The sequence below is a fragment of the Enterococcus pernyi genome (assembly GCF_045371165.1).
Taxonomy (GTDB): domain Bacteria; phylum Bacillota; class Bacilli; order Lactobacillales; family Enterococcaceae; genus Enterococcus_B; species Enterococcus_B pernyi.
The window spans coordinates 22,287-45,586 of record NZ_JBIQDM010000014.1 but is presented as its reverse complement, the minus strand read 5'-3'; the positions used below and the strand labels follow the sequence as shown (position 1 = coordinate 45,586).

The following is a 23,300-nucleotide window of genomic DNA, read 5'->3' as shown; positions in this document are numbered from 1 at the left end:
TCTCTCGATAATTTGAAAGCAAAGGCTCATACAAAAATATTGAAAGACAAGAATCCACAGAAAAAATCATTCACTTCCCCTCACGTCAAAAATCATGGAACTAACCAACTAAAAAAGCCAACTCATCATAAAAAAGGAAAGCTCATGATGAGTTGGTTTTTTAGTTGTTGTTAAGTGTCTAAATTAGAAAATCTGCTTTTTCTGTAAATCAATCATTGTTCAATCAAGCGTTTTGCTATGTCATAGTCACCTTCATAAGGTTCATCTACGCCACCGACTTTTTGATAGGCATCCACGCCTTTACCAGCAATCACAACAGAGTCTTCTGGCTGGCTTTCTGCTAATGCTAGTTGGATCGCAGTCGGACGGTCCATTTCATAATGAACAGCAAGTGCTGTATTTGTGATCGCTGCATGGATTTCTTCTGCAATTTTTTGTGGATCTTCAAAAGCAGGATCATCTGCGGTCAAGAAAACGACATCGGCTGTTTCTGACAAGACTTCTCCAAAGTCTTGTCTGCGGGAAATCGCTTTGTTTCCTGGACTTCCTAGAACGACGATCACACGGCCATTAGGATGCTCACTCTTAGCAAATGCTAATAATGTTTTTAAACTTAAATAGTTATGGGCATAGTCAACATATATATGGGAGCCGTTTTTATGGGTCAACTGATCCATGCGTCCGGGAACCCTAGCTTCTCTTAGTCCTTGTTGGGCATCTGAAATCGAAGCACCCGCTAATGTCGCTGCAATGATTGCGCTAGCTGCATTTTCTTGATTAAAGCCACCAGCTAATTTGATCGTATATTCTGCTTCAACAGGTAATTCAGAACCATGTGTGATCAATTCGAACGCTTGCGTTTGATTTTCTAAACTTTTCACTTGAACGTCTGTAGTATCTGCTCGTCCGTAAGTGATGGCAGGAATACCGTGGACTTGTCCTGTTTCCACTAATAAATCAAAGTAATCACTTTCACGATTTAAAATCACTTTTTTTGAATTTAAGATCAGTTGACGTTTGCAATAAAAGTAATCATCAAACGTCGGGTGTTCGATCGGACTGATATGATCGGGTGAAATATTTAGGAAAATCCCGACATCTAAAGTGAGTCCATAAACACGTTGCGTTTTGTAGGCTTGAGAAGAAACCTCCATGACAAGATGTGTCATACCGTTTTCTACTGCTTCAGCCATCATGCGATACAAGTCGAGTGATTCCGGTGTTGTCAGATGAGATTTGAAAAAAGACTTGCCGTCTAATGTGGTATTCATAGTTGAAAAAAGGGCAGTTTTATAGTTAGTCGTATGGTCTAAAATGGCCTTGGTAAAGTATGCAGCGGTGGTTTTACCTTTAGTCCCAGTAAATCCGATGACTAGCATCTTGTTTTGTGGATAATCATAAAAAGCCATGGAAAGAATTGCCATTGCTTTGCGAATATCGGTCACGATTATGCCACAAGCTTCGTTCTCATAAGGTTCTTCAGCCACGTAGTAATTAAGCCCTTGAGCAATTGCGGCAGTTAAATACTCTTCTTTAAAATTTAATCCTTTACAAAAAAATAATGTCTCAGCATCGACCTGACGTGAGTCATAACTTAATTTCTTGAATACTCTATTTTCTGGAGCATACAGATGCCACCCCTGTGGTGATACAAATTCTTTTAACAGATTTTCTTTTAACAATAAGTTGCGGATATCTTCTAAGGAGAAGCTCATTGAATCATCCCTCACTTTGTATTTATTTGGTTTATTATAGCATATTTTTTGTTACGTATTTTCGTGAACAGACGATTTAAGTAAAAATGAAAATTAGTTGACAAGATCAAAAAAATAGGCAGGCCGAAAAATAGGAAAGGACCTAAAAATAGATGGAGATAATTCATTACAGAAATCCCAATATATTAAAAATAATAAAATAAATAGAAAGCAACTGAGAAATTAAGCGATTTTTTCACATTTTAATTTCGTTCGGTGAATGAAGATGTTAAAACAGAAAATACTCCCTTGGTAAAAAATAAGCCAGTTTCCAAAGAATGAGGATAGAGAACAAGAGCATTCTGTAATCAAAATAAAACAGTTATTATGTAAAGACTTTAACTGATATAAAATAAAAAAAGCCGATAAAAAGATTGCTACTTTGTGGATTTACACTTAAAATATGAGTAATGTTTTGAAGAAAGTTGGAATCTGATCAATGACTAATCAAAGAAAACCAGCAGTAGAAAATTTGACAGTTCAAGAGAAAATGGCTAGAGGTTCTGCTTGGATGACTGCAAGTAATATGATCTCTCGATTACTGGGCGCAGTCTATATTATTCCTTGGTATGCTTGGATGGGCGAAAATGCAAAGGCTGCCAATGGATTATTCAATATGGGGTACAATATTTATGCGTTATTCTTAATGATTTCAACTGCGGGGATTCCAGCTGCCATTGCGAAACAAACCGCACGTTACAATTCATTGAATGAATACGGGACGTCTCACCGGTTGTTTCTACGAGCAATGCAAATGATGGCTGTTTTAGGGGTGTTTTTTGCAGGATTTATGTATTTTGCTTCGCCTTGGTTAGCTCGTGCCTCTGGTGGTGGGGAAGAATTGATTCCAATCATGCGCTCATTAAGTGCAGCACTATTAGTATTTCCTTGTATGAGTGTTATTCGAGGATACTTCCAAGGGAATCAGGAAATGATGCCTTATGCACTTTCGCAAATCGTTGAGCAGATTGCGCGCGTATTTTATCTGTTGCTTTCTACATTCATCATCATGAAAGTCCTGTCAGGGGACTACGTAACTGCGGTGACCCAATCGACTTTTGCAGCATTTATTGGGATGATCGTCAGCTTGGCTGTCTTATTATATTTTTTGAAGAAACATCAAGCGTATACAGCAGCTCGTGTGCAGTACAGTGAAAACCAAGTGACCATTGCCACGAAAGAATTATTGTTGGATACGATCAAAGAAGCGATTCCTTTTATCATCGTAGGATCAGGGATCACGATTTTTAAATTAGTCGATCAATTTACATTTATTAAAATCATGTCGGATACCACTGAATATTCCAATGCCCAATTATTGGATCTTTTTTCAATTTTCAGTGCGAATCCTGACAAGTTGACAATGGTCGTCATTGCTTTAGCGACGTCGATTGCTGCGACAGGTTTACCTTTGATCACGGAAGCGGTAACGATCAAGGATCGTCGTGGACTAGCAAAATTAACAAGCAGTAATTTACAGTTGTTTTCCTTTATTATGTTTCCTGCAACGTGTGGTGTGATGCTCTTGGCATACCCTTTGAATACTTTATTTTACACACCAGATCAATTAGGAAGCCAAGTATTGATCCAAGCAAGTTTTGTCGGTCTTTTTCTAGGACTTTATATGCTTGTATCGAATATGCTTCAAGGGATGTTTGAAAACAAAGCGGCGATCCAATACTTACTGGTTGGGTTTCTCGTAAAATTAGTCTTGCAGTATCCAGCAATCCGTATTTTTGAAGTATATGGACCATTGCTCGCAACGATGATTGGTTTTATCGTTTCTTGTTCACTGATACTAAAGAAAATCCATCAAGTGGCTCGCTTCAATCGGAAATTTGTATGGCGTCGCACCTTATTGATTTTTATTCTTACTCTGTTGATGCTCCTTGCAGCAGGGCTGACGAAAATGATTTTCGGGATGTTCTTGAGCCAAGACAGTAAGTTCCAATCACTAATATTAATTGTTTTAGTCGCCGGAGTGGGTGGTTTGGTATATACGTATCTGGCACTGAAGCTTCGTCTCGCAGATAAGTTATTAGGACGTCAAGGGATGATTCGTTTACGCCGACGGTTACGTATCAAATAAGACAGGCATTGCTTGAAAAGGGGACAATCACATGCGTTTAGATAAATTTTTAGCTGACATCGGTCTTGGCAGCCGCAAAGAAGTCAAAGGGCTGATCAAAAAAGGCTTGATCACAGTCAATGGAAACTGTATTAAAAGTGATAAATATCAAGTGAAAGAAACCGAAGACACGGTGGTGTATCTAGATGAATCCTTAAATTATCAAAAAGATTTTTATTATATCTTGAATAAACCAGCTGGCGTAGTTTCAGCAACTCAAGATAATCATGATCAAACCGTCATCGACTTACTTTCTGATGAAGATTTTCGGGAAGATCTATTTCCAGTCGGTCGGTTAGATAAAGATACAGAAGGATTGTTGATCCTGACCAATGATGGACAGTTTTCACATCAATTACTCTCTCCTAAAAAACACGTAGAAAAAGAATACTTGGCAGAGGTCAAAGGTGTGATGACGAAAGCAGATGTGTCAGCATTTGCAGAAGGATTACTCATTGATGGAGATGAACAGACACTGCCTGCAAAACTGTTCATTGACTCAGTCGATGAAGAAACAATCACTTCTCGTATCCGCTTGATCTTACATGAAGGGAAATTCCATCAAGTCAAACGGATGGTAAAAGCCGTTGGCAAAGAAGTCACTTACTTGAAACGGATACGTATGGGGAATTTTCTTCTGCCAGAAGATTTAGCTTTAGGAGAGTATCGCCAAATGACACCAGATGAATTGGCACAAGTAAGAAGTAAATAGAGCCTGAAAACACAGCTTATAGGATTGGGGTATACTACTCAATCCTGTAAGTTTTTTTGTTTATTTATTGAAATCATGATAGATGGCAACCTAAAACAGCTATTTTTCGTTTTTCTGTCTCACACCTCAGATCAAAATGATTCTTTTACAATCTTCTCTATAATTTGTTTCATTTTCCCTATGATTTGTTCATTTATTATATCTTTTGAAAGCGCTATAATGACAGTGCGAATGAGGTGAAAGGAGTTTTTATATGAGAAAAAGGAAGGGGTTAAAAGGTTTTTTTGGGAATTTATGGCGCTATAAGGCGCTTGTTTTAATGGCGATCCCTGGGATGATCTGGATGATTTTTTTCTTTTACATCCCGGTATTAGCGAATGTCGTTGCGTTTAAAAATTTCCATATTTCTGCGGATGGCTTTCTTGCCAGTTTAAGAGAGAGTCCATGGGTTGGATTGGAGAATTTCAAGTTTTTATTTTCTTCTGATCAAGCGTTTCTGATTACCAAAAATACGATTTTATATAATGTGACATTTATTTTACTGAATCTTTTGATATCTGTCGTGTTTGCAATCATTATGAGTGAATTGCGAAATAAACGATTGGTAAAAGTATACCAGACCATGTCATTGCTTCCCTATTTCCTTTCTTGGGTCATCATTAGTTACTTTGTCTATGCGTTTTTAAGTCCAGATAAAGGGATCTTCAATCAATGGTTGGCAGCAAGTGGGAGAGAAACAATCAATTGGTATAATGATCCTAAATATTGGCCATTTATTCTAGTCTTTATTGGAACATGGAAAGGGATCGGCTATAACAGTATCATTTATTTTGCCTCAGTTATGGGAATCGATCCGACGTATTACGAGGCAGCGATGGTGGATGGCGCAAGCAAGTGGCAACAAATCAAACATGTGACGATTCCACAATTGGTCCCTCTGATGACGATCTTGACGATATTAGCAGTTGGAAATATTTTCCGAGCGGACTTTGGTTTGTTCTATAATATCCCAAGAAATTCCGGAGCGCTTTATGAAGTGACACAAGTTTTAGATACTTATATCTATAATGGGCTGACATCCACTGGCGACTTTGGTATGACGGCCGCAGCTGGGCTGTATCAATCAGTCGTCGGCTTTGTTTTATTAATGATCACCAATACGATTGCTCGTCGTTTTGACAGCGAATCGGCATTGTTCTAAGGAGGAGAAAAATGAATAAAAAGAAAGTTCAACGAGTAGAGATCCGCTCGTTTAGTCAAACCACCAACTTTTTCTCCAATATTTTGATTGCACTTTTTGCTTTTTCTTGTGTGTTACCATTTATTTTTGTAATTGCGATCTCTTTTACAGATGAATCCATTTTGTCCACACAAGGGTATAGTTTCTGGCCTAAAACATTTAGTACATTTGGGTATACTTTTTTGTTTGACCAGATGCAAAACAAAATTTTTCAGGCTCTTTTCGTCACTGTTCTTGTGACAGTAGTAGGAACGTTGATCAATAGTACAGCAACTTCTTTATATGCTTATGCTATTTCTCGATCCAACTTTCCATTTCGTCGTTTCTTTACAGTCTTTTGTTTGATCACGATGTTGTTCTCACCAGGGATGGTTGCGAACTACTTAGTGATGACGAATTTATTACAACTGAAAGATACGATTTGGGCATTGATTTTACCGATGGCAGTCAGTCCGTTCAATATTATCGTGATGCGAACATTCTTTAAACGTTCGGTGTCTGATTCGATCATTGAATCTGCTAGGATAGATGGGGCGAGTGAACTTCGGATTTTTGTACAAATCGTCTTACCTTTAGCGATTCCAGGAATTGCGACAATCAGTTTATTTGCAGCTTTAGGTTATTGGAATGACTGGTTCAATGCGTTACTGTATATTCAAAACGATAATCTCGTTCCATTGCAATATTTATTGATGAAGATTCAAAGCAATATCCAATATCTTACTCAAAATGCTGGAGCAGGTAGTCAGTTAGCCGGCGGTCTTGCTTCTGTTCCTGGAGAGTCTGCTCGTATGGCAATCGTTGTTATCTCAACATTACCGATTGCGATCAGCTATCCATTTTTCCAAAAACATTTTGTTAAAGGGTTAACGATTGGCGGCGTCAAAGAATAAAGCACTAAAATAGGAGGAAAAAGATATGAAGTTATGGAAAAAATTAGCTTTTACAGGATTCTCAGCACTAACAGCAATCAGTTTAGCAGCTTGTGGGGGCGGTTCAGGTGACAAGGACGATGCAGCGGCCAGTGATACGACGACATTACAAATGTACCAGATCGGTGACAAACCAGATAACCTTGATCAGCTGATGGAAGTCGCAAATAAACGTATTGAAGAAAAAATTGGTGTAAAAGTCAATATCAACTATATTGGTTGGGGCGACTATGAGAAGAAAATGAACGTCATCATCTCATCCGGTGAAAATTACGATATCGCTTTTGCCAACAATTACGTATCAAATGCACAAAAAGGCGCGTTTGCAGACTTGACTGAATTAGCGCCTAAATATGGAAAAGAAGCGTATGATTCTTTGGATGAAGCATATATCAAAGGCAATCTGGTCAACGGGAAATTATATGCCTTCCCTGTAAACGCCAATGTCTTTGCACAACAAGTGTTGACTTTCAATAAGCCATTATTAGATAAATACAATTTATCGATTGATGGTATTGAAACGTATGCAGATGCAGAAAAAGTTTTACAAGAATTCCATAAAAAAGAACCGAATACAGCGGCTTTTGCCATTGGGCAAGGATTTAAAGTACAAGGGGATTTCGATTATCCATTAGGAAATACTTTGCCATTTGCGGTTGATTTGAATGGCGACAAAACAAAGATCATTAATCAATATGACAACGAAAATTACATCGAACTGTTACGGACGATGCATAGTTGGTATGATCAAGGATTGATCCCTAGTGATGCAGCGACTAGTAACAAAGATTATCCGTTAGAAGGTAATACATGGTTGATGCGTGGAGAAACACAAGGACCATACGATTACGGCGATACGATTTTAACAAATGCTGCAAATCAAGAATTAGTATCGAAACCAATTACTGTTCCTTTGAAATCAACAGGACAAGCGCAAATGGCAAATTTTGTTGTCTCTAATACATCAAAAAACAAAGAGAAATCAGTAGAGTTCTTAGCGTTATTGAATAGCGATCCTGAATTGCTTAACGGCTTGGTTTGGGGAATCGAAGGAGAGGCATGGGAAAAAGTTGGCGATGACAAAGTAAAATTATTAGACGGCTATCAGCCAAAAACGCACATGTCTGCTTGGAATACTGGAAACAATAAGATTCTTTATACACAAGATACGATTACCGATGAAATGATTGCTAAAAGAGATCAATCGATTGCAGAAGCTGAAACTTCTCCAATCTTAGGCTTCAGTTTTAATACAGACAGCGTAAAAACTGAATTGAGTAATATCTCAAATGTCATGAATCAATACCTTGATGGATTGAACACTGGAACTGTCGATCCAGATGAAACCTTACCAAAACTAATGGATGCCTTAGATAAAGCTGGATACGACAAAGTACTGACAGAAATGCAAAAACAATATGATACATTCCGACAAGAGAACAATTAATCAATACTGAAGTTATGATGGAAGTATCTAGCTCCGAGAAATAAGGCGGAATCCACGGAAATTGCTCTTGCATTTTTGTGGATTCCGCCTTATTTACGAAGAAGCTACTTCTGGACTATCGGTTATCTAGCTGATAACCGAAGTATTGCTCCTCGAAGACCATTTATTTGGTTTTAAAGGTTCCAATATGCTCAATGTTACAGTATGTTTTTGTATAATAGGATATGATGAAGAATAAAGGGGGGGAAGTCCTGTGTTAGGTAGAGCATTGGAAACAGTATTCATACGCGTATGGGTCATCATGAAATTGACATTGTATTTTTGGGGCTTAGCTGTGTGTGGCGGCGTCGTTTTAGGAATCGGGCCAGCTTGGAAAGTTGTCAATGAACAGTTTTATCTCCATGGTTTCGAATATAAAGATATCATGATCAGCGAAAGTTGGCAGATGTTCAAACAGTCCTTCGTGCGAGGAAATCAATTATTTGGTCTTTTTTCGGCTTGTCTTTTTTTGCTTAGTTATAACTTGTATTTATCTGTACAGATTCAAGGGATTCTTTTCTTAGTGGTTGATTTTATTATACTGTTCAGCATGTTGTACGCCTATGCGACGTATCAATATAGTATGATTTTAGATAGTGGCTATCAAATGACTTTAAGAAATCTGCTGAAGTTGAGCTTGATTTCCAGTTTCGCAAGTTTTTCAACTTTCTTAAAAATCATCCTTGGCAGTGGTCTGATTCTTTGGGTGACGTGGAATTATAAAGGGTTGATTTTATTTGGTTTGATTGGGTTACTTACAGTTTGGAACGGAACGATCACCAAACAATGGCGGGAAAATCTGGACTTGCAGTTGGAAACATATGAATAGGTTAGATTTTATCTTTTCAAAAGGAACGTTGTTAAACCGTTTATTGCGTAAATATGCGATCATGATGATTGCTTTGACGATGATTGCAACGATCATCATCAGTGTGCATACATTCATCCAAAGACAAATTCAAGCACAACAAGTAGTGAATGACGCAGTTCAAAGTACGTTGCGAACGCTTAGTGATAAAACAACGTTAAGTAAAGTGATCAAAGATCAATTTGTAGGGGATTCAGATAAAATCGAGAATACCACCACTTATTTAACTAAACCGATCGATCAATATTTGATGTATGCGTACGACCGACAACGACAATCTGCTGATTTTCTTTCATTCCCTAACGTAGTTCGTGATATGTATGTCAATTATGAAGAGGTAAGTAGTGTGTACCTTGTGTTCAACCAATTACCAGAATATTTTGAGTCCACTAGAGAGAACAAAGGCGGGATAGTCAAGAAGGGAACGCCACAATTAAAACAGGCTTTTTATATCAAAATGACGATTACACAAGGTGGCGCAGAAATTGGCAGTATGTTTGTAGGGTTTGATAAAGATGAACTTGATGCAGCGCTGACGAATTTAAATACGTTTAATGGATTATCTCTTTACATGATTTCCGGAACGAGTAATCGGTTGTATACATTTCATGATCGAGCACTGGGCAAAGAACGAATCTTTAAGCAGGAAAAGTTGATCAATCAGACCCTACAAGCGGATTCTACATTACCAGTGGAGAAATTAGAAAAATCGAATTTTATCCAATCGCAAGAGGTGTCCGACGATTATCGTATTTTAGCCACATTAGATAAGCGTACGGTTCGCCAAGTAACAGAAAAAAGCTTAGCACCGTTAATTATTGGCGTCATTTTATTGGATGGTTTATTGCTTTTATATTTATACAAGACGTTCAAACGTTATTCTCAACAAATCGATCGTGTCATGGAAGCCATGGATGAAGTGGCTAGAGGGAATTTAGATACTCGTGTGGATACTAGTATCACTGAATACGAGCTAAAAGACCTATCAGTCGGAATCAATGAGATGCTAGGCAGTATCAATCAATATGTGGAAGATATCTACAAATTAGAAATCAAACAACAAGATGCGCACATGCGCGCATTACAAGCACAAATCAATCCGCATTTTCTATACAATACATTGGAATATATTCGAATGTATGCCATCAGTGAAGGTAGTGAAGAACTAGCAGATGTTGTCTATGCTTTCTCTGCATTATTACGTAATAACACCAACCAGGAAAAGACGATTCATTTAAAAGAAGAATTGGATTTTTGTGAGAAGTATGTGTACCTCTATCAAATGCGTTATCCTAGCCGTATCGCCTATCATTTCACGATTGAATCATCATTGGAAGAGATTGAAGTACCGAAATTTATCATCCAACCATTAGTAGAAAATTATTTTAAACATGGCGTTGATTTTACTCGTTTTGATAACGCATTGAGTGTAAAAGTATTTGAAGAAAATGGACTTGTTCATCTTTTGATTCGTGATAATGGCAAAGGAATCACGGAAGAGCGATTAGCTGAAATCAGCGCACAGTTGGCGCAAAACAAAGTAGAACTCAGTGGATCGATCGGCTTACAAAATGTCAATGAACGGTTGCGTGCTAGTTTTGGACCGAGTTATCAGATGATCCTAGCTAGAAATGCAACTGGTGGATTAACGATCCATATTACTTTTAAAATAAAAAGGGGAGCTGCTGATGACTTATAATGTACTACTAGTTGATGATGAATATATGATCTTAGCTGGCTTACAAAAAATCATCAATTGGCAAAATTTAGGATTTAACGTTGTTGCTACTGCAGAAAATGCTATGCAGGGACTATCGATTTTAGAGACGCAGCCAATTGATCTAGTTGTCACAGACGTAACGATGCCTGAGATGAATGGATTAGAATTTATTGAAGCTGCTCAAAAAGAACATTTTTTTGAATTTATGATCTTATCGGGCTATCAAGAATTTGATTATCTAAAAAGCGGGATGCAGTTAGGCGCCGTTAATTATTTGATGAAACCAGTCAATAAAGCAGAACTGATTACTAGTCTTGAAACCGTCAAGAAACGCTTGGATCATCGAAGACAACAAAAAAATCAACAAGAAGTGTACCAAGAAATTCTATTTAGCCAATGGTTGAATGATGAATTGGATGAACCTAGTGAAGAAGAACTTTTAGAAAAACTAGGCAAGCGTCAGCGACGTGTCTTACTTGCACAAGTACCTAGGCAGGCTGAAACGACAATCAGTCAGTGGCTGACAAAAAGAAAAGAACCTTTTTATTACCAACGGAATTATGGAGAACTTGTTTTATTTGTTTTGTTGCTTCAGGAGGAGGCAGTAGAATTGTTTAGCCATTTTGTTGAACAGTCGCTGATGTGTGAGAATTGGCTGATCAGTATTGGGGATGAATCTTGTGATCCGGAAATGATACCGCAAAGCTTCCAGCATGCTAAAGATAATTTACAACTACATCAATTCTATGGGGATCAAAATCAACGTATTTTCTATGCCGAACAAGCAGAAATTAAACAATCAATTGATTTTGTATCATTTAGTCGTGTGTTGAAAAGTGGTCAATTAGCGCTCGCACAACAAATGATCTCTGACTTTTTCGAGCAATTCCAACAGGCGGTCATGTCGCCTGAAGATATCCGTCATTTCAGTTTTTTATTATTTATGGATATCTATCGTGAGCTGATCCGTTTAGAAGATGATGAATACTTAACAGGCATCCAAAAAATCAATCAAGCAAAATCTGTCCAAGAGTTGCATCAACTCCTACTATCTTTATTGGAAAATCAGCATAATCAAAAATATAGTCAAAATGTCGAAAAAGTTCTTCAAATCTTACATGAGAAATATAAAGAACCTTTAACCTTGAAAGAAGTCGCAGAACATTTGCATCTAAATGTCATGTATCTAGGACAACTGTTTAAAAAAGAAACTAAAAAAAGCTTCTCTGCGTACTTGAATCACTTAAGAATGGAACAAGCAAAATGGTTGCTGATCCATAGTAATCAAAATATCAATGAGATCTCTAATGAAATCGGCTATAATAATACGACCTATTTTTCAAAATTATTCAAAAAAATCGTTGGACAGTCGCCTTCAGAATACCGAGAAAATCAAAGTCAAACAGAAGGAAGTTTCATCTGAAAAAAAACAGAGATCTTGAGATTTAACATCTCATTATCTCTGTTTTTATATGATTGAATAAGTGAAAAAAATCATATAAAAAAACAAAAAATATAAAATATGTGATGGGTTCTATGTTAAAATGGACCATGTAGATTGTTTATGATGGTAGCTACTCAGGGGGTGATGCTTATGAGCATTTTCCTACTTCAACGAAGGGAGTAGCCTTTTGTCTGTTGCGGAAGCACTGGCATTGATGATCCAGTTTGGATCGTTGATGCTTGTGCTTGTTGGCATTATGCTGACAAGCAGCAAAAACGATAAAAAATAACCCCGTCATAAACCTTAGCGAGATTTAACGGGGAATTTCCAAATAATTTTGCTACCGTCATGCGGCTACATTGAAGTGATGTTAGCGCATCGCTTCTTTTCTTTAGTATAGCATCTCAACGAGTCATCTGTAAACAACGAGTCATGAGTGAAATCAATCATTCAATAAAGTCCTAATGGAGTCGCACATTCTCTAAAATTAGTGCTGAAGACGATGGCAAATGGAATTAACTAAAGAGTAAGCACTGGGGTAGAAGCTTCCTTAACCACGCTTCTTTTCTAGCTGAACCACTGATATTATTCTTGGCGACTTAAAGAATAAGGCAAACTATCCTCTGAATAAGTTTTAGTATGAGGAACAATGCCTAAATGGTAGTTGATCGTGCCACCGTTTAGTAAATCTTTATGAGTAAAATATAGCTTTTCATAAGTGTAGCCATCTCGACTTACATGGTGAATAAACTGTTGTTGGGGCTGGTTAGGCGTAGCATGGATAGTCAATTGATTGCCGTTTGAAAGTGTTAAAATCACTTGATCAAACAGTGGGATACCAATGACATACTCACCGGTTCCAGGTGTAACTGGGTAAAAACCTAAACTGTTAAAGATATACCAAGCGGCCATACTGCCATTATCCTCGTCGCCAGGATAGCCAGTAGGTGATGCATCGAAAAGTTGCGTAAGCAACTGTTTGATCAAAGGTTGTGCCATTTCGGGTTTCCCAAGGTAATGGAAAAGATAAGGGTAGTGAAAACTTGGTTGATTAGAGATGGCTAATTGTCCAAATTCAGTTGCTGCCATCTCACTCATTTCATGGATTTCAAACCCATAACCACCGACTTCAAACTTAGGCGGTTGATTACATAATTCAACTAATTTGTTCTCAAAAGCTTGTTTTCCACCATGCGCTTCGATCAGACCTGCAAAGTCATGGAAAACAGCAAAACTGCTTTGCCATGCACTTCCTTCTGCGTAATCTGTGCCCCAAGAGATAGAGGAGAAATCAGGACGGAATTTTCCTGAGCAGTCTTTTGAACGCATAAAACCAGTTTCTGTATCAAAAACATTGCGATAGTTCATGGATTGTTGCTGATAGTGATGAGTTGTTTCAACATCAGCTAGTGTTTGAGCAACTTGACTGATACAAAAATCACTGTAGGCATAATCAAGTGTGTGATTGATCGATTCATGGTAATGGTTTGGCACGTAGCCATACTTTAAATAATCGATTGTCCCTTGGCGACCATAATTTTGTTGATCACTTTGAACTGTCGCTCCTTTTTTCATGGCTTCTAAAAATTCCGGCATATTCTGACTGCCGATACCTTTGATGGCAGCATCAGCGATCACTGCATCGATCAATGTTCCAGGCATGAGACCTCGTTCATCTGGAGAAAGCCATTTAGGTAAGAAGCCAGTTTCTCGATAACTGTTTAAAAAACCTTCCAACATCTCTTCATATTTTTCGACCGCAATCAATGAAAAGAGTGGGTAAACCGTTTTGTACGTATCCCAAAACCCATTATTTGTATAAAGAATCCCATTTTTTACTGTACAACTAGTGGTATCATAATGGATTTTTTTTCCTTCTGGATCAATTTCGTAAAAAGTTTGTGGGAATAGGAATGTCCGATATAAATTGTGATAGAACGTTTGCATTTGTTTTTGATCATGATGGTTGATTTTGATTCGATCAAAGTAGTTTTGCCATTGCTCCTGACTGTCTAAAAGATAGTCTTTTTCTTGTTTTTCTTGCTCTTGTTTCAAATTGTGGTGAGCTTGTTCATTACTAATGAATGACGTCCCTAGCCGAATCGTCTGTTGCTTGATATGACCAAAATAAAGAGCTACGGTGTCTGCTTGTTCGCTAGAATACTCGAGTTCACTAGTTGTCAGAGGCTGTTCGAAGCCCAAAACAAAATAAAAAGTGAAATTCGGATCTTCTGCGCCCGCAAAATGAGTGACTTGGCCTTCTAGTGTGTAGGCATCTTTTGCAGTAAGACGGAAACGGCCAGGAAACGCTAGTAATAAACCGCTATCATTTTGTTGGTAAGTGATGGAAAGGATGCCACCATACATACTAGGGATCAATGTCGATTGAATACCGTAACGCAATTGGTCAATGGAAAGGTGGGTGGGACAAAAAGTACATTCTTCTGGGCGATACGAACTTTGGGCATGGAACACCGTGGGTTCTTGTAATACTCCACTGAACGGAGTCATCAAAAAGTGGCTGAAATCCCCCATCCAAGGACTAGGTTGATGAGTCAAACGATAACCTTGGAAAATCCGGTCATCGGGGTGAAACCACCAACTACCTCTTTGTTCATTTGTCTGTGGGGCAAAATAGTTCATACCAAAAGGAACGCCTGTATAAGGCAGGCAATTCCCATTAGAAAAGTTGGCTTGATTCGCAGTGCCATGACGTGTATCAATTTGTTGAATGTCCATGTGTATACTCCTTTGTCGATAGTCGTTGGATCAAAGTAACAGGATGTTTGATGTCAGCCGGTTTTTCTTTTGTTTGTAACCACTGGATCATCGCTTTGCCCGCCAATTCGCCTAATTGGAGAAAATCTTGGGCAATCGTTGTTAAAGGCGGATCAACCAAAGCAGCAGCTTGGATATCATCGAACCCGATGACGGAAAAATCATTGGGAATGGTGTAACCCAATTGTTTTAACGTAGTCATTGCTTGAATTGCAACTAAGTCATTCTCACAAACAAATGCTGTAACGTTATGTGTATGAATATAGTTAGCTAATTCATTAGTGGTCGCCATTGGATCATTTAATGCAGTATGGAACGATAACTCTGCTTTATTCAGTGCTTCAAGATAACCGAGATAGCGTTGTCTCACGGATTGTGGATGGGATAAATCACCAAAAAGATAAGCGATTTTTTTGTGACCTTGTTCAATCAATTGATTGGTTGCTAAAGAACCACCTTGAAAGTTATCCGATAAGACAGTTGGAAAAGGTAACTCATATATTTTTTTATCTAGCATGAGTACTGGAAAGTCTTTTAAGGAAAGCTCAAAAAGCAAGTCAAGATGTTGATCTATTTCAAAAGCATAATAAATCAAGCCATCAAATTCTTGCATCAAATCATTGGCTGTCTTTGTTTCTAAAAAATCTAAAGTCGTCATCATGACCTCGAATTGATGTTCTTGCATGATTGGATTCAAGCCCTGAGTAAAGTCACCCACGGATAAATCAGACAAGTAAGGCAAAAGAAATAAGATTCTTTTATGAGTAGAGAGACTACGTGAAGGAACACCTTTTTTGGGAGCTTTAACAAAACTTCCTTTTCCGCGTACACGATAAATCAATCCTAGTTGTTCTAATTCTGTCAATGCCCGTTTGGACGTGATCCGACTAACATTGTATTGTTGGGATAGTTCTTTTTCAGTGGGAACTTGACTGTCGACAGGTAAAGTTCCATCATGTATTGCTTTTTCTAGCGCTAAAAATATTGTTTTATATAATGGTTGCTCCATAATTACACCTCTTAATGATATATCATAATTAAATCATAGCATAATACTTGAAAAAGTAAATAGAAAAAAGTTCATTGAAAGCGTAGACATTTATAGTGCGAGCAGGTATAATTCACAATGACATATCAAATAAAAGGGAGTTTATATAATATGGCTTATAAAGATATACCTAATTCAGTGAAGCAATTTATGGATGACGTCATACAAAAATGTGGAGAAGAGCATGCAGATTGGGCTAAGAATTTTTCTTCGGCTTTTGCGAATACGTTGTTGACCACAGTCAAACGGCAAGAGGATGGGACAACTTTTCTACTCACAGGAGATATCCCTGCAATGTGGTTACGTGATTCCACCGCGCAGGTTCGTCCATATTTAGTAATTGCGAAAGAGGATGAAGATTTAGCTAACATGATCAGTGGGTTAGTCAAAAAGCAATTTTACTATATCACGATCGATCCATATGCAAATGCGTTCAATGAACAAGCAAATGGCGCAGGGCATCAAACCGATCACACTCAAATGAACGATTGGATCTGGGAAAGAAAATATGAAATCGATTCTTTATGCTACCCTGTTCAACTAGCTTATTTACTTTACAAGAATACCGGACGTACAGATCAATTTGACCACTCATTTATTGAGGGGATTCAAAAAATCTTAGAAGTTTTTCAAGTAGAACAAGACCATCGACAATCGCCTTACACCTTTACAAGAGACACCACAAGAAAAGAAGATACGTTAGTCAACGAGGGACGTGGATCGGCGATTGCGCCCACGGGTATGACTTGGTCAGGATTTCGTCCGAGCGATGATGCCTGTCAATATGGCTATCTTGTCCCATCCAATATGTTTGCTGTAGTTATTCTAGGATATGTGGAAGAGATTTTCACCTCAATTCTTGAAGACCAAGAAATCGTTACAAAAGCAAACGACTTAAAAACAGCCATCCAAGAGGGGATTGCCACCTATGGAAAAATCGAAAATCAACAAGGTGAAACGATTTATGCGTATGAAGTAGACGGCTTAGGGAATGCCTCATTAATGGACGATAGCAATGTGCCTAATTTGATTTCAGCACCTTATTTGGGTTATTGCTCCAGTACAGATGAACACTATATAAATACGCGAAACACTTTGTTAAGTAAAGAGAACCCTTACTTTTATGAAGGGAAGTATGCAAAAGGAATTGGTTCTTCGCATACGCCCGAGAATTATATTTGGCCAATCGCCCTAGCGATGGAAGGAATGACGACAGAAGACAAACAAGAAAAAGAACGAATCCTTGATTTACTAGTAGCGACCGATGCAGGGACACACTTGATGCATGAAGGTTTTGATGTGAACAATCCGCAAAACTACACAAGAGAATGGTTTTCTTGGGCAAACATGATGTTTTGTGAATTAGTCATGGATTACTTTGATATCCGAGTGGAAAAATAAGGAGGAGAATAGATATGAAGAAAAAAGTGTATATCATTTCTCATAGCCATTGGGATCGTGAGTGGTACATGGCATATGAGCAACATCACATGCGATTAGTGGAGTTAATGGATGATTTGTTGGAGCTGTTTGAAACCGATCCAGACTTCAACAGCTTTCATTTAGATGGACAGACCATTATTTTAGATGACTATCTACAAGTACGTCCTGAAAAAAGAGAAGCAATCCAACAAGCCATCGATGTAGGAAAATTACGGATTGGACCATTTTATATTTTACAGGATGATTTTTTAATTAGCTCAGAGTCAAATGTTCGGAATATGTTGATCGGTATGGAAGAAAGTCGCAAATGGGGAACGCCGGTCATGCTAGGTTATTTCCCTGATACTTTTGGCAATATGGGACAAACGCCACAAATGATGAAGCAAGTAGGACTAGAAGCTGCTGCGTTTGGTCGTGGGGTGAAACCGATAGGCTTTGATAATCAAGTACTAGAAGCTGAGAACTATTCGTCACAATATTCTGAGATGTGGTGGAAAGGCCCTGATCAAACGGAGATCTTTGGGTTATTGTTTGCCAACTGGTACAGTAACGGGAATGAGATTCCAGCTGAGAAAGAAGCTGCGATTCGTTTTTGGGATCAGAAGTTAGCAGATGCCGAGCAATATGCGTCAACCAACCATTTATTGATGATGAATGGAGTGGATCATCAACCTGTACAAAAAGATATATCAAAGGCAATTCGATTAGCCAATGAATTGTATCCTGACTATGAATTCATTCATTCCAATTTTACTGATTATCTAGAAACGGTACAACAAGATCTTCCTCAGGATCTTGGCTCAGTTGAAGGAGAATTGACGAGTCAAGAAACCGATGGCTGGTATACGTTAGTCAATACAGCTTCTGCGAGAGTTTACCTCAAACAGTGGAACACAAAAGTACAACGTCAACTTGAAAATGTCACAGAACCTTTAGCAACGATGGCATATGAAGTGACAGGAAAGTATCCGCACGATCAATTAGATTACGCTTGGAAAACACTGATGCAAAATCATCCTCATGATAGCATTTGCGGATGCTCAGTTGACTCCGTTCATCGAGAAATGATTCCGCGTTTTGAAAAAGCCAATGAAGTGGGGAGATTTTTAGCACAAGAAGCATTGGATCAACTGGCAACAGCTATTGATACCAGTGGATTTTCGAAGCAAAGCTATCCTTTTGTTATTTTCAATACAGCAGGAATGCCCAAAACAGGGTCAGCCGTAATCACTTTAGAGTTGGAACGAAAACGATTTGCAGAAGGTATTCCAGAGGAGCTATATCAAGAATTGGCGGAACAACCTAAGAAATACTACCATGTTGAAACGTCTGAAAAAAAACAGATCCCAGCTTTGGTTTCTGAAGAAGTTGTATCATTTGGCTATGATTTACCGAAAGATCGCTTTAGAGTGCCATATATGGCAAGATATGTCACGATTGAGCTACCAATTGATGAAATGCCTGCATTTTCATGGGAAACATTCGCTTTAGTTGAAGGAGCAACGGATGAAAAACAAGAGTCGATGATTACTCAAGCAGGACGCTGTATTGAAAATCAATTCGTGCATGTATCCATTGAGCAAAATGGGACATTGACCTTATTGGATAAAACGAGCGGGCAAGAATTTGAAGAGTTATTGACATTTGAAGACGTCGGTGACATCGGTAACGAATATATCTTCAAGCAACCAGAGAATGAACAAGCGATTCTTTCAAAAGACCAACCGAGAAGTACTGTTGAGATCATCAAGGATACATCTAAAATCGCTCAAATCAAACTAACTCAAACCATTGACATCCCTATTTCTGCAGATGATCGGTTAGAAAAAGAGCAACAAATGGTACGAGAGTTCCGCTTTAGGCAAGCCCAACGCTCAAAAGAAACAAAGCCACTGACAATCACAACACTGATTACGTTGCGTGCAGAGAGCAAAAAGATCGATTTTACAACAACCATCGACAATCAGATGAAAGATCATCGCTTACGTGTCTTATTCCCAACGAAGTTACATGTGGAACAACACGAAGCAGATAGTATTTTTGAAGTTGTAGCTCGTCCAAACCAAGTCTCTGCAAGTTGGGAGAACCCGACCAATCCCCAGCATCAACATGCCTTTGTCCAATTAGGCGATGCAACCCAAGGGATAACGATTGGTAATTTTGGTTTGAATGAATATGAAATCTTGGATGGAAAAACCATTGCGGTGACATTACTGCGTTGCGTCGGTGAGATGGGCGACTGGGGTTATTTCCCAACACCGGAAGCACAGTGTTTAGGTGTTCACCAATTCGATTACAGTTTAGAGGTCCATACAGGAGAAGATAAATTCGCCACCTACAAGCATGCTTATGCAGCTCAAATTCCATTTTCGACAAAGCAATTGTCCAATCAAGTAGGCAAACTATCACCGAAAAACCAATATTTATCAATTGAAGGGGAAACGTTTGCAATTACTGCTTTGAAACGAAGCAAACTTAATGATAAACTAGTAGCGAGAGGATTCAATATGTCTAGTCATTTAGAATCGTTGCATTTGACGAAAAATGGCAAAAAAGGCAAACGGTTGAATCTCCTTGAAGAAGAATGTCAAGAGACGATTGACGAAATGCTCCAGCCTTATGAGATTCGGACAGTCGGCTTTGAGGAGGAATAATTGATGTATGGTGGAATAGAAGCAGGTGGAACAAAATTTATTTGTGCAGTATCAGATCAGGGAGAAATCATTGAAAAAATCAGTGTACCGACAACTTTACCGGAGGAAACATTGGCGTTAGTGTTTGATTTCTTTGATCGCTTTGAATTAGAAGCAATTGGAATCGGTTCCTTTGGTCCAATCGGTATTGATCCAACGAATGTTCGCTATGGCTATGTCTTAGCTACGCCTAAACAAGGATGGCGAGATTTTGATTTCTTAGGAAGCATCAAACAACGATACGACGTTCCTTTGGCATGGACAACCGACGTCAATGCTGCGGCATATGGTGAATTGTTAAAAGGGGCGGCGCAAGGGAAAAACAGTTGCATCTACTTGACTGTCGGCACAGGTATTGGTGGCGGTGTTGTGTTGAATAGCGATATTCTTTCTGGAAGTGCTCATCCGGAAATGGGGCACATCATGGTCAAACGTCATCCAGAAGACGACTACGAAGGAACTTGTCCTTTCCATAAAGACTGTTTAGAAGGATTAGCGGCTGGACCATCGATCGAAGCACGTACAGGAATCAAGGGACAAAATTTACCTGAGGATCATCCTGTCTGGGATATCCAAGCATATTATCTTGCACAAGCATTAGTCAATTATACATTGACATTAGCGCCAGAAAAAATCATTTTAGGTGGTGGTGTCATGAATCAAGCACACTTACTACAAAAAGTGAGAGAACAATTTATGACATTGATGGCTGGTTACATGGAAACGCCGCCAGTAGAGGAGTATATTGTTCAATGGGGCATGCCAAATGAAAGTGGGATCATCGGCAGTTTATTATTGGCGGAAAAGGCACATCGAGAAGGAAATGAATTTGCATAAATCTAAGAAGAAAATAGCGACTTTTAATTTTTAGATGGAAACTTGAATAAAAATAGGTATAGAGAACGACTGTCATTATTGGTAGCCGTTCTTTTTTATTCTATATATTACGTACTAAAGTTGTATTGACAAAAGAATGTATTTTTTATTACGATGTTGTTACAAATTAGAGCGGAGGGGTAGATTATGGGGCAATCCACAATTACCTTTAGAATTCCAGATGATGAAAACAAACTAGTAGCAGAATATGCTAAAGTACATAACTCATCATTGAAGGAACTTTACAGGACGTCAGTACTTGATAAAATCGAAGATGAGATTGATTTAAAATTATTAAAAGATGCAATGGCACTTTCTAAAAAGAAAAAAGAGAAGGGAATTTCTCAGTCTGGCATGGAGAAGTTCTTAGCTGAAGTATAAAGTTATCTATATGCCTCAAGCGCAGAAACAGTTAAGAAAGATGGATCGAAATCAGGCAAGAATAATCGTTGCTTGGATTAGAAAAAATTTGGAAGGAACCAGCACCCCTCGACAACACGGTAAAGGATTGACTGGAAATCAAGGTGGTGAGTGGCGGTACCGCATTGGGAATTATCGCATACTAACAAATATAATTGACTCTGAAATTATAATTGAACTATTTTCTATTGGTCATAGAAGCATTATGTACAAGAAATAATTGTTGCAAATGAGGCTGGTTTGGAGCAACATGAATCCGAACTTAATTGATTGGAAAAACAACTTGTGTCAATAATTGGTTTTCCGGTGTATCAAGCGGATTACTTAGATAGTAATCATAATAAACGCCTGTACTTTCCAAATGATTTTCTTGGAGATAAACCAGCATTGCCTCGTATGTTGCCTCAAGTGTGGCGTAAGAACCTTGATGTGTGGCGATAACGGCTTTTCCACCATACGTTTGACTCATATACACCTCATCACTTGCAGAAATAGCTGTATTGATAGGAATCCCTAACTCAATGTCAAAGATGGTAAAGTCTTCGTTGCTATTCAGATAAGCGCAGTAGGGGGCGCCAATCAGTTGGGCACCTTGTTCAGCAACAGCGTTCATCAATTTTTCATAGCCAGTATCTATTGCAACGGTCATGTTCTCCATAGTAACAGCAGTCGCTTTGGTTGCTACAGCAATTTGTGACGAAAGGTTAGTTATTTCAATATTCATATGAATGATCTCCTTGATATTTTTTATATACATACTAATGTAAGTCTAGCATGTATGCGCTTACTGTCAATTCATATTTTTGATAGAAACAGAAAAAAACTGAGAATTGGGCTCGTATTAAGTTCCCAATTCTCAGTTTTTTGTTTATGACTATTTTCAAGTGTTTACCATAGTCCCGGCAATGCTTGTGCAATGATTTTTTCTTGTGTAAATGGATGGGGCATATGGAGTTCTAACGCATGGAGCATCAAACGTTTCGCTGACTTCGTTTGATAGAGCGGGTCACCAACAATGGGGTGGCCTTGATTTGCTAAATGTACACGGATTTGGTGGGTTCGTCCTGTATCCAAGACACAATAGACCTTTGTTTTATCTGCCGAAAATTCGGCGACTTGGACATGTGTGATGGCTGGTTGCCCATTTCTTGGATCAACCACTCGTTTGCGACGATCATGACGATCTCTGCCGATTTTGTCTGTAATTGTTACATCTTGAGAAAGTTTACCCCAAACAACGGCTTGATAACGGCGGTAGATTTTTTTCTGTTCCAACATTCTACCTAAAATAGGTAAAATAAAAGGATTTTTAGCAAATAGAACAGCTCCACTCGTTTCCTTGTCTAATCGATGAACGACATATGGACGTTGCTTTTTTTGATTTAAGTAAGCAGCCAGATGATTCAATAACGTATTCGTTTCTGTTGGTTCATTCGGATGCGTTTTGATACCGACTGGTTTGTTGACGATGATCAAGTGCTCATCCTCATACAACACGCTGACTTTTGTTGCTTCCCCCAATTGGATCTCTTGGTAACTATAGTCAGTCTCCTCAAAGTGCAAAGTGATTTGATCTCCAGCTTTTGCTTCGTGATGGAATAAAACAGGTTCGCGATTCAATAAGACGTTTTTACGTATACGTAAAAAATGTCGGACTTTTCTTGGTACAAGCCACTCATTTTCTAATAATTCTCGAATCGTCATGGTTGGATGAGATTCAGGTAACGTGATTGTGATGTCCACATGCTCACACCTTTC

The 23,300-nt window shown here is 38.4% G+C and carries 19 protein-coding genes; 14 read left to right on the top strand and 5 right to left on the bottom strand.

The window, feature by feature from the left end; all coding sequences use genetic code 11:
* Nucleotides 1-212: 212 nt before the first annotated feature.
* Complete coding sequence (locus ACH0AK_RS13460; protein WP_137072925.1) at nucleotides 213-1,715, bottom strand: UDP-N-acetylmuramoyl-L-alanyl-D-glutamate--L-lysine ligase; 1,503 nt, start codon at nucleotides 1,713-1,715, stop codon at nucleotides 213-215.
* A gap of 478 nt (nucleotides 1,716-2,193) precedes the next feature.
* Here ACH0AK_RS13460 and ACH0AK_RS13455 point away from each other — a divergent pair, with 478 nt between their 5' ends.
* The 9 genes from ACH0AK_RS13455 to ACH0AK_RS13415 all read left to right on the top strand — a co-directional run bounded on the left by ACH0AK_RS13455 (nucleotide 2,194) and on the right by ACH0AK_RS13415 (nucleotide 12,573).
* Nucleotides 2,194-3,843, top strand: a complete 1,650-nt coding sequence (locus ACH0AK_RS13455; protein ID WP_010734149.1) for a putative polysaccharide biosynthesis protein — start codon at nucleotides 2,194-2,196, stop codon at nucleotides 3,841-3,843.
* 31 nt (nucleotides 3,844-3,874) lie between these two features.
* Nucleotides 3,875-4,594: a pseudouridine synthase gene (locus ACH0AK_RS13450; protein WP_499796973.1), complete on the top strand. Its 720-nt coding sequence runs from the start codon at nucleotides 3,875-3,877 to the stop codon at nucleotides 4,592-4,594.
* Between the two features lie 253 nt (nucleotides 4,595-4,847).
* Nucleotides 4,848-5,795, top strand: coding sequence for an ABC transporter permease (locus ACH0AK_RS13445; protein WP_010734151.1), 948 nt, complete (start codon nucleotides 4,848-4,850; stop codon nucleotides 5,793-5,795).
* 11 nt (nucleotides 5,796-5,806) lie between these two features.
* A complete protein-coding gene (locus tag ACH0AK_RS13440; protein ID WP_023520476.1) occupies nucleotides 5,807-6,727 on the top strand; it encodes a carbohydrate ABC transporter permease in 921 nt (306 codons plus the stop codon).
* 25 nt (nucleotides 6,728-6,752) lie between these two features.
* On the top strand, nucleotides 6,753-8,213 hold the full coding sequence (locus tag ACH0AK_RS13435) for an ABC transporter substrate-binding protein (protein WP_010734153.1): 1,461 nt from the start codon (nucleotides 6,753-6,755) through the stop codon (nucleotides 8,211-8,213).
* Nucleotides 8,214-8,466: 253 nt separating this feature from the next.
* Nucleotides 8,467-9,081: a YesL family protein gene (locus ACH0AK_RS13430; protein ID WP_137072921.1), complete on the top strand. Its 615-nt coding sequence runs from the start codon at nucleotides 8,467-8,469 to the stop codon at nucleotides 9,079-9,081.
* Entirely contained in the window at nucleotides 9,074-10,819 is a 1,746-nt protein-coding gene (locus ACH0AK_RS13425) for a sensor histidine kinase (protein WP_023520473.1), read from the top strand. Before ACH0AK_RS13430 ends, ACH0AK_RS13425 begins: the two co-directional genes overlap by 8 nt.
* Complete coding sequence (locus tag ACH0AK_RS13420) at nucleotides 10,809-12,263, top strand: response regulator transcription factor (RefSeq protein ID WP_499796972.1); 1,455 nt, start codon at nucleotides 10,809-10,811, stop codon at nucleotides 12,261-12,263. Before ACH0AK_RS13425 ends, ACH0AK_RS13420 begins: the two co-directional genes overlap by 11 nt.
* Before the next feature lie 208 nt (nucleotides 12,264-12,471).
* A complete protein-coding gene (locus ACH0AK_RS13415; protein ID WP_226077204.1) occupies nucleotides 12,472-12,573 on the top strand; it encodes a putative holin-like toxin in 102 nt (33 codons plus the stop codon).
* Between the two features lie 296 nt (nucleotides 12,574-12,869).
* On the opposite strand, the gene ACH0AK_RS13410 is transcribed toward ACH0AK_RS13415, so the two are convergent.
* Nucleotides 12,870-15,023, bottom strand: coding sequence for a GH92 family glycosyl hydrolase (locus tag ACH0AK_RS13410; protein WP_023520472.1), 2,154 nt, complete (start codon nucleotides 15,021-15,023; stop codon nucleotides 12,870-12,872).
* Nucleotides 15,004-16,071, bottom strand: coding sequence for a GntR family transcriptional regulator (locus ACH0AK_RS13405; RefSeq protein ID WP_010734158.1), 1,068 nt, complete (start codon nucleotides 16,069-16,071; stop codon nucleotides 15,004-15,006). Before ACH0AK_RS13405 ends, ACH0AK_RS13410 begins: the two co-directional genes overlap by 20 nt.
* A 150-nt stretch (nucleotides 16,072-16,221) precedes the next feature.
* On the opposite strand from ACH0AK_RS13405, the gene ACH0AK_RS13400 reads away from it, so the two are divergent.
* From ACH0AK_RS13400 to ACH0AK_RS13380, 5 genes are all read left to right on the top strand, one after another.
* Nucleotides 16,222-17,511 carry a glycoside hydrolase family 125 protein gene (locus ACH0AK_RS13400; protein WP_499796971.1) on the top strand — a complete coding sequence of 430 codons (1,290 nt, stop codon included), beginning with the start codon at nucleotides 16,222-16,224 and terminating at the stop codon, nucleotides 17,509-17,511.
* Between the two features lie 14 nt (nucleotides 17,512-17,525).
* Nucleotides 17,526-20,207: an alpha-mannosidase gene (locus tag ACH0AK_RS13395; protein ID WP_499796970.1), complete on the top strand. Its 2,682-nt coding sequence runs from the start codon at nucleotides 17,526-17,528 to the stop codon at nucleotides 20,205-20,207.
* A gap of 3 nt (nucleotides 20,208-20,210) precedes the next feature.
* Nucleotides 20,211-21,083, top strand: coding sequence for an ROK family protein (locus ACH0AK_RS13390; protein ID WP_499796969.1), 873 nt, complete (start codon nucleotides 20,211-20,213; stop codon nucleotides 21,081-21,083).
* Nucleotides 21,084-21,269: 186 nt separating this feature from the next.
* Nucleotides 21,270-21,503 carry a type II toxin-antitoxin system RelB family antitoxin gene (relB, locus tag ACH0AK_RS13385; RefSeq protein ID WP_010734162.1) on the top strand — a complete coding sequence of 78 codons (234 nt, stop codon included), beginning with the start codon at nucleotides 21,270-21,272 and terminating at the stop codon, nucleotides 21,501-21,503.
* Entirely contained in the window at nucleotides 21,493-21,762 is a 270-nt protein-coding gene (locus ACH0AK_RS13380; RefSeq protein ID WP_224434911.1) for a type II toxin-antitoxin system RelE family toxin, read from the top strand. The genes relB and ACH0AK_RS13380 overlap by 11 nt, the downstream gene beginning before the upstream one ends.
* 42 nt (nucleotides 21,763-21,804) lie before the next feature.
* Here ACH0AK_RS13380 and ACH0AK_RS13375 read toward each other — a convergent pair whose 3' ends face one another.
* Together ACH0AK_RS13375 and ACH0AK_RS13370 are read right to left on the bottom strand one after the other, a co-directional pair.
* Nucleotides 21,805-22,266 carry a GyrI-like domain-containing protein gene (locus ACH0AK_RS13375; RefSeq protein WP_023520468.1) on the bottom strand — a complete coding sequence of 154 codons (462 nt, stop codon included), beginning with the start codon at nucleotides 22,264-22,266 and terminating at the stop codon, nucleotides 21,805-21,807.
* Between the two features lie 164 nt (nucleotides 22,267-22,430).
* The gene (locus ACH0AK_RS13370) at nucleotides 22,431-23,285 is read right to left on the bottom strand and encodes an RluA family pseudouridine synthase (protein WP_023520467.1); all 855 of its coding nucleotides are present in this window, start codon (nucleotides 23,283-23,285) and stop codon (nucleotides 22,431-22,433) included.
* Between the last annotated feature and the right edge of the window lie 15 nt (nucleotides 23,286-23,300).